Source organism: Streptococcus nakanonensis (assembly GCF_059738785.1).
Genome location: NZ_AP027139.1, coordinates 1,291,948 through 1,304,969, shown reverse-complemented (window position 1 = coordinate 1,304,969; position 13,022 = coordinate 1,291,948). Strand labels below are relative to the sequence as shown.

13 protein-coding genes are annotated in these 13,022 nt (G+C 40.4%); 10 read left to right on the top strand and 3 right to left on the bottom strand.

The annotated features are described in order from the left end of the window. The first annotated feature begins 673 nt into the window (after nt 1–673). From AC6I9F_RS06325 to AC6I9F_RS06290, 8 genes are all read left to right on the top strand, one after another. Nucleotides 674–2,134 carry an aminotransferase class I/II-fold pyridoxal phosphate-dependent enzyme gene (locus AC6I9F_RS06325; RefSeq protein ID WP_173218218.1) on the top strand — a complete coding sequence of 487 codons (1,461 nt, stop codon included), beginning with the start codon at nt 674–676 and terminating at the stop codon, nt 2,132–2,134. Next, nucleotides 2,135–2,995, top strand: a complete 861-nt coding sequence (gene speE, locus AC6I9F_RS06320; RefSeq protein ID WP_000366729.1) for a polyamine aminopropyltransferase — start codon at nt 2,135–2,137, stop codon at nt 2,993–2,995. Continuing rightward, the gene (locus AC6I9F_RS06315) at nt 2,992–4,251 is read left to right on the top strand and encodes a saccharopine dehydrogenase family protein (protein ID WP_173218220.1); all 1,260 of its coding nucleotides are present in this window, start codon (nt 2,992–2,994) and stop codon (nt 4,249–4,251) included. Before speE ends, AC6I9F_RS06315 begins: the two co-directional genes overlap by 4 nt. After that, complete coding sequence (gene nspC / locus AC6I9F_RS06310) at nt 4,251–5,378, top strand: carboxynorspermidine decarboxylase (protein ID WP_173218222.1); 1,128 nt, start codon at nt 4,251–4,253, stop codon at nt 5,376–5,378. Before AC6I9F_RS06315 ends, nspC begins: the two co-directional genes overlap by 1 nt. Continuing rightward, nucleotides 5,375–6,460, top strand: coding sequence for an agmatine deiminase (gene aguA / locus AC6I9F_RS06305; RefSeq protein WP_173218224.1), 1,086 nt, complete (start codon nt 5,375–5,377; stop codon nt 6,458–6,460). Before nspC ends, aguA begins: the two co-directional genes overlap by 4 nt. A gap of 9 nt (nt 6,461–6,469) precedes the next feature. Then, entirely contained in the window at nt 6,470–7,345 is an 876-nt protein-coding gene (gene aguB, locus AC6I9F_RS06300; RefSeq protein WP_498021162.1) for an N-carbamoylputrescine amidase, read from the top strand. A gap of 191 nt (nt 7,346–7,536) precedes the next feature. After that, the gene (locus AC6I9F_RS06295; RefSeq protein WP_261009885.1) at nt 7,537–8,238 is read left to right on the top strand and encodes a response regulator transcription factor; all 702 of its coding nucleotides are present in this window, start codon (nt 7,537–7,539) and stop codon (nt 8,236–8,238) included. Next, the gene (locus tag AC6I9F_RS06290) at nt 8,235–9,113 is read left to right on the top strand and encodes a sensor histidine kinase (protein ID WP_498021159.1); all 879 of its coding nucleotides are present in this window, start codon (nt 8,235–8,237) and stop codon (nt 9,111–9,113) included. The genes AC6I9F_RS06295 and AC6I9F_RS06290 overlap by 4 nt, the downstream gene beginning before the upstream one ends. A 39-nt stretch (nt 9,114–9,152) precedes the next feature. Here the strand turns inward: AC6I9F_RS06290 and AC6I9F_RS06285 are convergent, their stop codons facing one another. The 3 genes from AC6I9F_RS06285 to AC6I9F_RS06275 form a co-directional block, all read right to left on the bottom strand. Then, on the bottom strand, nt 9,153–9,905 hold the full coding sequence (locus AC6I9F_RS06285) for an ABC transporter permease (RefSeq protein ID WP_498021157.1): 753 nt from the start codon (nt 9,903–9,905) through the stop codon (nt 9,153–9,155). A 10-nt stretch (nt 9,906–9,915) separates the two neighbouring features. After that, nucleotides 9,916–10,824, bottom strand: coding sequence for an ABC transporter ATP-binding protein (locus AC6I9F_RS06280; protein WP_498021155.1), 909 nt, complete (start codon nt 10,822–10,824; stop codon nt 9,916–9,918). Between the two features lie 141 nt (nt 10,825–10,965). Beyond that, the gene (locus AC6I9F_RS06275; protein WP_498021153.1) at nt 10,966–11,775 is read right to left on the bottom strand and encodes a Cof-type HAD-IIB family hydrolase; all 810 of its coding nucleotides are present in this window, start codon (nt 11,773–11,775) and stop codon (nt 10,966–10,968) included. Nucleotides 11,776–12,045: 270 nt separating this feature from the next. Between AC6I9F_RS06275 and AC6I9F_RS06270 the strand changes: the two genes are divergently transcribed. Together AC6I9F_RS06270 and AC6I9F_RS06265 are read left to right on the top strand one after the other, a co-directional pair. Next, on the top strand, nt 12,046–12,267 hold the full coding sequence (locus tag AC6I9F_RS06270; protein WP_033683595.1) for an SP_0924 family bacteriocin-like peptide: 222 nt from the start codon (nt 12,046–12,048) through the stop codon (nt 12,265–12,267). A gap of 53 nt (nt 12,268–12,320) precedes the next feature. Then, the gene (locus AC6I9F_RS06265) at nt 12,321–12,992 is read left to right on the top strand and encodes a CPBP family intramembrane glutamic endopeptidase (RefSeq protein WP_498021150.1); all 672 of its coding nucleotides are present in this window, start codon (nt 12,321–12,323) and stop codon (nt 12,990–12,992) included. Nucleotides 12,993–13,022: the final 30 nt, after the last annotated feature.

The following is a 13,022-nucleotide window of genomic DNA, read 5'->3' as shown; positions in this document are numbered from 1 at the left end:
AAAGGAAAGAGGTAATGAAATCAATCTTTTAAAAGTATCTGAAAAAAGTTGCACGATTTTAATGATATAAAAATGTCGACATCTTCTCTAATAGATCAAACACCGAAGGTAAAGAGTATAGAATTTTTAAATTAAATACGATAAACATTTTGTTCACTTTATAATCGTTTACAAGAGAATAATGAGTATTAAATCAAATAAAATCCAAATATTTTGCGAACTTTTTTATATTTTTTTCGTAAAAGGCTTTACAAGTTCTTAAAAACATGATATAGTAATGGAGCTTAGAAAATGAGATGATGTTTTCTAGCAAATATAAACCCGAGTAAAAAATGCCTACGGACAGGCAGGGTTGAATGCCGAAGCGTGGTTGAAAAACCACATTATTGATAGGGTTAAAAGCCTACTTTTATAAGTTGATGTTAGGACACTTGTCCTAATTCATAAATTTTTAGTGTGGTGAAAGCACACGTCATCTTGTGAAACGATCAATAAAGTACGTAATATTTGCTACTAGAGAGTTAGGAAACATCGGGAACAGACATACTCAACAGAAACAAACATAAAAACGTCAGAAGATTGCAGAGCAGGTGAAATCCTGCTCTTTTTTCATGAGTCAACCTTTAGTTCCTTAGTTTTCATAAGGTACTAAAAATATGGAAAGGAGTATGTCTTGAAAGAGTTAGATCAAAACCAAGCCCCAATTTATGAGGCCTTGGTGAAGTTACGCAAGAAAAGGATTGTTCCCTTTGATGTTCCAGGTCACAAGCGCGGACGGGGAAATCCAGAACTTGTCGAACTGTTAGGTGAAAAATGTGTTGGCATTGATGTCAATTCGATGAAACCCTTGGATAATCTTGGTCACCCTATTTCGATTATTCGGGATGCAGAGGAGCTAGCGGCGGATGCTTTTGGAGCTAACCATGCCTTTCTCATGATTGGTGGAACAACTTCATCGGTGCAGACTATGATTCTGTCAACCTGCAAGGCTGGAGATAAGATTATTCTGCCACGAAATGTCCATAAATCTGCCATCAATGCGCTGGTTCTATGTGGTGCCATTCCCATCTATATCGAGATGAGTGTAGATCCTAAGATTGGTATCGCTTTAGGTCTTGAAAATGACCGAGTAGCCCAGGCCATAAAGGACCATCCAGATGCCAAGGCCATTTTGATTAACAATCCCACTTACTACGGAATCTGTTCAGACCTAAAGGGTTTGACAGAAATGGCTCATGAAGCTGGCATGATGGTTTTAGTAGATGAAGCCCACGGAGCGCATTTGCATTTCACTGATAAACTTCCAATTTCTGCTATGGATGCAGGTGCTGATATGGCAGCAGTTTCTATGCATAAGTCTGGTGGGAGTTTGACACAAAGTTCGCTTCTTTTAATCGGGGAGCAGATGAATCCCGAGTACGTACGTCAGATTATCAATCTGACCCAGTCAACATCCGCCTCTTACTTGTTGATGGCTAGTTTGGATATTTCACGTAGGAATTTAGCCCTTCGTGGTAAAGAGTCTTTTGAGAAGGTCATCGAGCTATCCGAGTACGCTCGTCGTGAAATCAATGCCATAGGTGGCTACTATGCCTACTCAAAAGAGTTAATAGACGGAGTGTCCGTTTGCGATTTTGACGTGACCAAGTTGTCAGTTTACACTCAGGGTATTGGCTTAACAGGTATCGAGGTTTACGACCTCTTGCGAGACGAATACGACATTCAGATTGAGTTTGGTGATATTGGCAATATCTTGGCCTATATTTCGATTGGTGACCGTATCCAAGACATCGAGCGCTTGGTCGGTGCTTTGGCTGATATCAAGAGACTCTATTCACGAGATGGGAAGGACTTGATAGCTGGAGAATATATCCAGCCCGAGTTGGTCCTTTCTCCTCAGGAAGCCTTCTATTCAGAGAGAAAAAGTTTGTCTTTAGACGAATCTGTTGGACAGGTCTGTGGGGAATTTGTCATGTGCTATCCTCCAGGTATTCCTGTCTTGGCTCCTGGAGAACGCATTACACGAGAAATTGTCGACTATATCCAATTTGCCAAGGAACGTGGTTGCTCCCTCCAAGGGACGGAAGATCCAGAGGTCAATCACATCAACGTCATTAAGAGAAAGGAGAACTAGATGGATTTATGGTTTTCTGAAGTTCATACTCCAGATGTGAAATTGTCCCTGAGAACAGCCAAGCAACTCTACGCTGGTAAAAGTGAATGGCAGGATATCGAAGTCTTGGATACACCAGCTTTTGGGAAAATACTAATTTTAAATGGGCACGTCTTGTTCTCAGATGCGGATGATTTTGTCTACAATGAAATGACCGTTCATGTTCCCATGGCTGTCCACCCAAATCCCAAGAAAGTCTTGGTTATTGGGGGTGGTGACGGTGGTGTTGCCCAAGTATTAACCCTCTATCCTGAACTGGAGCAAATCGATATTGTGGAACCAGATGAGATGTTGGTTGAGGTCTGTCGTGAGTATTTCCCAGACTTTGCTTCGGGACTTGATGACCCTCGTGTTACCATTTACTATCAAAATGGGCTACGCTTTTTGCGAAACTGCGAAGATGACTACGATATTATCATCAACGATGCGACAGATCCATTTGGACATACGGAAGGGCTCTTTACCAAGGAATTTTACGGTAACAGTTACAGAGCCTTGAAAGAAGACGGCATCATGATTTACCAGCATGGGAGTCCCTTCTTTGACGAGGATGAGTCAGCTTGTCGAAGCATGCACCGCAAGGTCAATCAAGCCTTTCCAATCAGTCGGGTCTATCAGGCCCATATCCCAACCAGCCCTGCTGGTTATTGGTTGTTTGGATTTGCATCGAAAAAATACCACCCTGTTAAAGATTTTGACAAGGAAGGCTGGAAAAAACGCCAGCTTTTCACAGAATACTACACTGCAAACTTACACGTGGGAGCCTTTATGTTACCCAAGTATGTTGAGGACATTTTAGAAGAAGAGGAAGGAAAAAAATGAGTCGTTTATTAGTTATTGGATGTGGGGGCGTTGCCCAAGTTGCTATTTCAAAGATTTGTCAAGATAGCAAAACCTTTACAGAAATTATGATTGCTAGCCGTACCAAGTCAAAATGTGATGACTTGAAAGCTAAATTGGAAGGCAAAACAAGTACAAAGATTGAGACAGCTGCTCTTGATGCTGACAAGGTTCAAGAAGTGATTGCCCTGATTGAAAGCTACAAACCAGAAGCTGTTTTGAACGTAGCTTTACCATATCAAGATTTAACCATTATGGATGCTTGTTTGGAAACAGGTGTTCACTATATCGATACGGCTAACTATGAAGCAGAAGACACAGAAGACCCTGAGTGGCGTGCTATCTACGAAAAACGTTGCAAAGAACTTGGTTTTACCGCCTACTTTGACTACTCATGGCAATGGGCTTATCAGGAAAAATTCAAAGAAGCAGGTTTGACTGCTCTGCTTGGTTCTGGATTTGACCCAGGTGTGACTAGTGTCTTTTCTGCCTATGCTCTCAAACATTATTTTGATGAAATCCACTATATCGACATTTTAGACTGTAATGGTGGTGACCACGGTTATCCATTTGCGACCAACTTCAACCCAGAAATCAATCTACGCGAGGTTTCTGCGCCAGGTTCTTACTGGGAAGATGGAAAATGGGTTGAAGTCGAAGCTATGTCTATCAAGCGTGAGTACGATTTCCCTCAAGTTGGACAAAAAGACATGTATCTCCTTCACCATGAAGAAATTGAATCATTGGCCAAAAACATTCCTGGAGTCAAACGCATTCGTTTCTTTATGACTTTTGGTCAATCATACTTGACGCACATGAAATGTCTTGAAAATGTTGGGCTCCTTCGTACGGATACCATTAACTTTAACGGTCAAGAAATTGTTCCAATCCAATTTTTAAAAGCGCTACTTCCAGATCCTGCAAGCCTTGGTCCACGTACAGTCGGAAAAACCAATATTGGATGTATCTTTACAGGTGTAAAAGATGGCGTTGAAAAGACCATCTACATCTACAATGTCTGCGACCATCAGGAATGTTACACAGAAGTTGGTTCACAAGCTATTTCTTACACGACAGGCGTTCCAGCCATGATTGGGACAAAATTGGTTATGAACGGTACTTGGAAACAAGCTGGAGTGTATAACCTTGAAGAATTGGATCCAGATCCATTTATGGAAGCTTTGAATGAGTACGGTTTGCCTTGGGTTGTGGTTGAAAATCCACAAATGGTGGACTAATGAAGCTAGAACAAGTACCAACACCAGCTTACGTCATTGACTTGGCAAAGTTAGAATCAAACTGCCGCATTCTACAATATGTACAAGAAGAAGCTGGTTGCAAGGTTTTGCTTGCCCAGAAGGCCTATTCCCTCTATAAAACCTATCCCTTGATTAGCCAGTATCTATCAGGTACGACAGCTAGTGGACTCTATGAAGCTAAGCTAGCTAGAGAGGAATTTCAAGGGGAAGTCCATGTCTTTGCGCCAGCTTTCAAGGATGCAGACTTGGAGGAATTGCTTGAGATAACAGACCATATCGTTTTTAACTCTGAGAGACAGTTGCGTAAACATGGGGCTCGTTGTCGGAAAGCTGGTATCAGTGTAGGTTTACGTCTCAATCCTCAGTGTTCAACTCAGGGTGATCACGCGCTCTATGACCCTTGTGCACCAGGCTCTCGTTTTGGAGTCACTCTAGACAAGATTCCTAGTGATTTACTAGATTTGGTGGACGGTCTTCATTTTCACACCCTTTGCGAGCAGGGAGCAGATGATTTACAAACAACTTTGAAAGCAGTAGAAGCGCAATTTGGTTCGTACTTACATGAGGTAAAGTGGCTCAATATGGGGGGCGGACACCACATCACAAGAGAAGGTTACGATGTGGATTTGCTGATTTCTGAAATCAAACGTATCCGAGAAACTTACAATCTTGAAATCTATATCGAGCCGGGTGAAGCCATTGCGCTCAATGCAGGTTATCTAGCAACTGAGGTATTAGATATTGTCGAAAACGGTATGGAAATCTTGGTTTTAGACGCCTCCGCGACCTGCCATATGCCTGACGTACTTGAGATGCCCTATCGTCCACCTTTGAGAAATGGCTCTGAGGCACAGGAAAAAGCCCATACCTATAGACTTTCTTCTAATACCTGTCTGACAGGCGATGTGATTGGTGATTATAGCTTTGAAAATCCAGTTCAAATCGGTGATAGACTTTATTTTGAAGACATGGCTATTTATTCTTTTGTCAAAAATAATACCTTTAATGGTATTGGATTGCCAAGTCTCTATCTCATGGACGAACAGGGAGACTGCAACTTAGTCAAATCTTTTGGTTATCAAGACTTTAAAGGGAGATTATCATGATGGACAGTCCAAAAAAATTAGGCTATCACATGCCAGCAGAGTACGAACCCCATCATGGTACCCTCATGATATGGCCGACTCGACCAGGTTCATGGCCTTTTCAAGGAAAAGCTGCTAAAAGAGCATTTAGTCAGATTATCAAAACCATAGCAGAAGGAGAAAGAGTCTATCTTTTGGTGGACCAAGACTACTTAGCTGAAGCCCAAGACTACCTTGGAGATAGCGCTGTTTATTTAGACATTCCTACCAATGATGCCTGGGCGCGTGATACAGGTCCAACTATTCTTGTCAATGATAAAAGAGAAAAGTTGGCAGTCGATTGGGCTTTTAATGCCTGGGGTGGCACCTATGATGGTCTTTATCAAGATTATGAAGATGATGACCAAGTAGCCAGTCGTTTTGCTGAGGCCTTGGAAATGCCTGTTTACGATGCTAAGCCTTTCGTCCTTGAAGGCGGAGCCATTCATAGCGATGGTCAAGGAACCATTCTTGTGACTGAAAGTTGCCTTCTAAGCCCTGGACGCAATCCTCATCTAAGTAAAGAGGAAATCGAGAGTACCTTATTAGAGAGCCTTGGTGCTGAAAAAGTTATCTGGCTTCCTTATGGTATTTATCAGGATGAAACCAATGAACACGTTGACAATGTTGCTGCCTTTGTTGGTCCTGCAGAACTTGTCTTGTCTTGGACGGACGACGAAAGTGATCCTCAATATGCCATGTCAAAAGCAGATCTCGAACTCTTAGAGCAAGAGACAGATGCAAAAGGACGGAAGTTTACCATTCATAAACTTCCAATTCCAGCTCTTCATCAAGTTGTAACCGAAGAGGATCTGCCAGGCTACATCTATGAAGAAGGAGAAGAAGAGCGATACGCAGGTGAACGACTAGCAGCTTCCTACGTAAACTTTTATATCGCCAACAAGGCAGTCTTGGTTCCACAGTTCGAGGATGTCAATGACCAAGTGGCCTTAGATATCCTCAGTAAGTGTTTCCCAGACCGTAAAGTTGTCGGAATACCAGCCAGAGATATTCTTTTAGGTGGTGGCAATATCCACTGTATCACCCAACAAATCCCAGAATAGGAGAAAAAGATGAGAAATGTAAGAGTTGCAGCCATTCAGATGCAATGTGCCAAGGATGTGGCAACAAATATTCAAACAGCGGAGCGTTTAGTACGTCAGGCTGCAGAACAAGGTGCACAAATTATTCTCTTGCCAGAGTTGTTTGAACGTCCTTATTTTTGTCAGGAACGTCAGTATGACTACTACCAGCATGCTCAGTCGGTGACAGAAAATACAGCTATTCAGCATTTTAAATTGCTTGCCAAGGAACTACAAGTTGTTTTACCGATTAGTTTCTATGAAAAAGATGGCAATGTCTTGTATAACTCTATTGCCGTTATTGATGCAGATGGGGAAGTGCTGGGTGTTTATCGAAAGACCCACATACCAGATGATCATTATTATCAAGAAAAGTTTTATTTCACGCCTGGTAACACTGGTTTCAAGGTCTGGGATACTCGGTATGCCAAGATTGGGATCGGTATCTGTTGGGATCAATGGTTCCCCGAAACAGCGCGCTGTCTTGCATTGAATGGGGCTGATTTGCTCTTTTATCCAACAGCCATCGGTTCAGAGCCGATTTTGGATACAGATAGTTGTGGTCATTGGCAACGTACCATGCAAGGGCACGCAGCAGCAAATATTGTCCCAGTTATTACAGCCAATCGTTATGGATTAGAGGAAGTCACTCCAAGTGAGGAAAATGGCGGACAGAGTTCCAGTCTTGACTTCTACGGTTCATCCTTTATGACGGATGAAACAGGAGCTATTCTAGAGCGAGCTGAAAGACAAGGAGAAGCTGTTCTGTTAGCAACTTATGACCTTGATAAGGGAGCAAGCGAACGCCTAAACTGGGGCTTGTTTCGAGATAGAAGACCAGAAATGTATCAACGTATTACGGACTAGTAGGGGAGAAATGAGAGATTCATTCTGCTAGACTAACTTCTTATTAGCAACTATAAGGATACTAGGTCATCTAGCAAGTGGATTTTATATTTTAATCCTCTAAGGCTTTCTCGCGCTTTGATGCGAGGAGCTTTTCTGTTTAAGCTTTATCCATAAAACATGCTATAATAGTTTCAGAAAGGTTGGTATTTATGGCTAGGATATTGGTTATTGAAGATAATAGTGACATTCAAGAGATTTTACGAACACTTCTTACTGAGGAGCATGAGGTGATTCAAGCCTTTTCTGGTACAGAAGGAATCATGCGTTTTGACCAAGGTGGGATTGACCTTGTTTTGCTAGATATCATGCTTCCTGGGAAAAATGGGGATCAGGTTTTAAAAGCCATCAGGGAACAAAGTCAAACTCCAGTCATTATGCTAACGGCTTTGAGCGATAAGAAGCTAATCAGTCAATATCTCTTAGATGGTGCCAATGATTACATAGTGAAACCTTTTGATTTGGACGAAGTCTTTGCCAGAGTCACTGTTCAATTACGTCAAAGCGTAGAAAAACAGCCTATGGAAATAGGAAAAACTGAAAATCTGCCACAAAACTTGAAAAATATCCAGTTTGATGCAGAAAGTTTTGAAATCAAAAATAGCCAGGAAACGATTCGCCTTGCCAAGAAAGAATGCTTGATTCTTCAAACTCTCCTCAAACATCCTAAGAAAATTTTTACAAAAGAAGAACTTTATGAATTGGTCTGGGAGGATAGCTACCTACCTGGAGATAATACCCTCAATACGCATTTGAGTAATCTTCGTAAAAAATTAAACCAGCTTGACCCAAATCAAGAATATATTGAAACCATCTGGGGAGTTGGGGTAAGATTAAAAGGAGACAAGCAATGACCTACATGATAATCTTTATCCTATTGGTACCCCTAATCATTTTATCGATTACATTGATTCGTTACCATCTAGCACTTAAAAACTTGAGTCAACAGATTGAGGATAAGATTCTCACAAGTAGTATGAAAAGAGTCGGGATCAGCATTTTTTCCAAACATTTTTTACATCTCTACCAGCAGATTGAGAATCTATTTCAGGAAGTGGAACAATCTCGATTGGTTATGAAAAGGGAAAAGCAGACTCTGGATATGGCCATCAGCAATATCGCCCATGATATTCGGACGCCTCTGACTATCGCTTCAGGCTACACCCAACAATTGATAAAATCTCCTGAAAACCAAGCAGAAACCTTACAAAAAATCGCCCAGCATCTTGATTTAGTTTCCAAACGTTTAGAGGCACTCCTAGAATACCGTCGGTTGATGGAAGGAGCTGTCAAACCGAAACTGCAAGAAGTGGATTTTTCAGCTTTTATCACCAAAAAAACTCTGGCTTATTATGATGTTTTTCAGGCGGCAAATATCACGCTTGATTTTAAGGTTGAAGCTGGTCTGAAAATAAGGACTGATGAAGACTTGCTGGATCGAATTTTACAAAATTTGCTCGGAAATGTCCTCAAGCATGGTAAGGAAGAAGCGCGTCTATCTTTGAGAAAGGAAAAGGAACAGCTTGTCTTAGAGATTGCAAACCTTGTCAAACAGCCCATCAAAAAAATAGAAAATCTCAGCAACCGTTTTTATTCTGAAAATCTATCAGATACTGAAGAATCCTCTGGTTTAGGCCTTTATATCACTGAGGAATTATGCCATCTTCTCGGTGCAGAGATGAAACTAAGCACAGATGGGCAGTGGTTGTCGGTTTTCATTTACTTTTAACGAAAGAAACCTCCTCTGTAGGCCAGAGGAGGTCTTTTTTTATAGACTTTTCTTTTTGAAAACTATCAGTCCACTTAGATTAAAGATTACAATAACAGCTAAGCTAACTATAAGTGTGTAGAAAATTGACTCACTATTAGCAGTCATAGCATAGGAAAATTGCAAGGAAAAATATGGTAAAAATTTGATATTTGGAAAAAAGAGCATTGGCATAGAAAGTAAGATAGAGCTGACAAAATAACCAATAAATACTGCAAGATAAGAATGACTCACATAGAGAATAAAGGAAACAATGGAAAGCCAAGCAAGGAGGCAAAGGAATTGAAGGAAAATGGTTACCAGTAGATTGCCAATAAAGCCATCAGGCATGGTTCCAAATCCATTTAAGATCGTTGCTGGAATAAAAGCAATCACAAGACCGATGATGAGTTGAGAAAGTCCAATGCAAGCCAATACAAAGGCTTTGGCAAGGAAAAACTCGGTACGAGAAACACCCACTGTTAAATTATTTTTATAGAGTTTGCCGATTAAATCAACTCCAAGCACGAGGCAGGCTAGGACGATGCAGAGAAAAACGAGGTTTGAACCTTGACTAGATGCGTTGATCAGGGCTTGTATACCATTCCAACCTTGGATTGGTATATCTGGTTCTTCTGTCTGGATTGCCATTAGTTGACCCGTAGCCCCAAAAATAGCCCCCATTAACATGAGTAAAAAGAGAATGAACTCTGTAATCCAGAATCCTTTGGAACGGAAAAGACGGTAAAAGTCTGCTTGAATGGTATGTATCATGATTTTTCTCCTATTGAACCAATTGAGTGAAATATTCTTCTAGGTTTTGACGGGCATAGTAAATCTCGTCAATGGCAACATCTGCCAAGGTTAATTCCTTAAGAATCTGTTTGACATCTTGTTCCTGACCAAAGATATGAATTTCGTTTTCAGGATTGACAACCTTGAACTGGAGTTGGATTTGTTCTTTCAATACTTGACAAGCTCTCTCTTGATCAGCTGTCTTAAGAACAATGTAATCCTCACTTAGTGTTTCAAATTCAGCTTTGCTGATTTCACGGATAATCTTGCCTTGATCTAAAATACCAAAGCGATTTGCTAGGAGATAAAGTTCTGACAAGATATGGCTAGAGATGAGAATGGTGATCCCTTTTTCTTGATTGAGCCGTTGAATCATGAGTCGAAATTCTTTGATACCGATTGGATCGAGACCGTTGATAGGTTCATCTAAAATCAGGAAGTCTGGTTTAGATAGAAGGGCAATGGCGATACCAAGTCTTTGTTTCATTCCAAGAGAGAAATCACGAAAGACTTTCTTACCTGTATCTGGCAAACCTACATAGTCCAGCGTTTCTCGAATGACTTGATCAGCATTTGGAATATGGCGAATCATACAGTAATATTTCAGATTTTGGTAGGCTGTTAAGTGATTATGGGCCACAGGTGATTCGATCACTGAACCTACTCGAGATAGAGCCTTGCTCCACTCATTTTCCGTTTGGCTAGAGAAGAGGGAAACAGTCCCTTTATCCGCAAACAGTAGTTGCGTAATGATTTTGATTAAGGTGGTTTTCCCAGCTCCGTTCTTCCCAATAAGTCCATAAATATCTCCCTCTCTTATCGTTAGATGAAGATCCTGAAGGATAGCTTGTTTGTCAAAGTTTTTGGACAATCCATGAATATCAAGTACTGTTTTCATGATTCTCTCCTTTTGATTTATTTTGATAATTTTAGTATAAAGCATAGAAATCAAAGAAAGCTCAAGCATTTCTAAAGAGTTTCTAAAGTTTTAGGAATTCTTAAATATCAAAACCCAGTTGATATGAACTGGGCTTCTTAATTATAAAATATATTTCTCAATCGCACGCGCAACGCCGTCTTCTTCGTTGCTGGCTGTAACGGCATCCGCAAGAGATTTGACATAATCGCTAGCATTTCCCATTGCAACACCAAGCCCTGCAAACCGGAGCATTTCGATATCATTATTAGCATCGCCCATAGCCATGATTTCTGAGGAATCAATCTTCAAAATATCTGCTAGTCGAGAAAGAGCGGTAGCCTTTGTCGTTCCAAGTGGCATGGCTTCATAAATGACAGGCTGCGAACGAACTCCACTAAATCGTTGGCAAAGCTCCTCAGCAAAACGCTCTTCAAAATCATCTGTTTGCTCTTTTGTACCCAAAAACATACCTTGGAACATACGGTACTTACCACTGGTAGCTTCTTCGAGGGAAATTTCAGTCAGGTCTGAAAAGACTAGCTTAGCATCATTTTGGATGACTTGATTAGGCTTACCACCGAGGACAAAATAATGCTCCTCATCAAAAAGAGTCAACTGAACCTCACTTTTTTCAGCTAGGTCATAGAGGTACTCGATGTCTGCTGGACTGAGTTCTTTCCAATCAACTAGCCCCCAGTCACTTGTCTGGTGAGTTGAACAACCGTTGTTAACAATGACATACTCATTCTGGAGGTCGAGCCCCAGTTTTTGATAGTAGGGGAGAACACCGAAAAGCGGGCGACCTGTACAGAGAACCAGTTTGACACCTTTTTCAATAGCTTGGTGAATAGCAGTAATGTGAGCTTGTGGGATTTCCTTGGCTTCATTGAGGAGGGTTCCGTCCATATCCAAGGCTAGTAGTTTAATCATAGGTCTTCCTTCTTTATCTTTTGGTATTATTATAGCATATTTTGGAGAAGAAAATGGTAAAAGGAACGAGACTAATTGATTTTACAGTTTAGGATGTTTGGAGAACAATTCATGATTTGAAGAGGATATTTGGAAAAGATATGCTATACTATGTTTGTCAATGTTGCAACTAGACAAATTAAAAAACCAACTTAATATAATAGTTTTTTGTAAGTAGGTATGAGTATCAGATTACTCAACTAATCTAAACAATAACGGAGGAAATATATCATGATTTTAATGACAAAAAATATAAATCTAACAAATGAAGAATTAGAGATGATCCAAGGTGGAGCAGATCCCTATGGTAAAGAACCTAATGGTTATTATGCTTGGCAAATGGAACCAGTATTAACTATGCCGGTTCATGGATTTTGTCCCAGAGGAACCTATGATTTAGGATATATTGGAGGAGGTAACCATCTTTGCAAAGGAAGTGCCGCGAGATTTTAAGTAAAATTTAGTAGGAATATGAAGAAACAAGGGGAGAAAGCAGAGGATTTAATATGAAAAAACGGATTATTCAGATTTTACTAGCATTATCCTTAATTTTTTACAAATCAACTTGGTTTTGGGGAATTTTCAATCACCTCGCAAAGCCTTATCTACCAGCAAGTCGTGAATTTTTTCAGATTCTGCTTTGGATGGAGAGTGGAGGTCTTTTATTAGCGGTCATCTATCTACTAGTTTTTGCAGGAAAGAAAACTTTTCATTTCAAGTGGCAGCTGAGGTACTTTATCTACCTTTTACTGGCCTACATCATTTCGTATATGTCGGACTTCTTCTTGTCTTATTTCATACCCTCGTCTTCAAATCAAATTTCTTTGAATGAAACGATAGAAATGATAGGGAGACAGGAATTACCCTATTTCTTGCTCATAGCTTGCTTCATCGGCCCTATTGCTGAGGAATTGATTTATCGCGGTGTGCTTATGACAACCTTTTTCAAAAACTCGCCTTGGTACGGAGATGTCTTGCTTTCTGCTATTATTTTCGGTTATATTCATATCAATTTTGCTTTAACTCCTCTTGCTTTTTTCATTTATGCTAGTGGAGGTCTCATTTTAGCTCTACTGTATCGCATGACAAAAAATCTCTACTATCCAATACTAGTTCATATTTTCATTAATATCACTGCCTTCTGGGATGTGTGGATACTCCTATTTTCAGGAAGTTAGCTTACTAAAAAAATGTCGGAACTTTCCGGC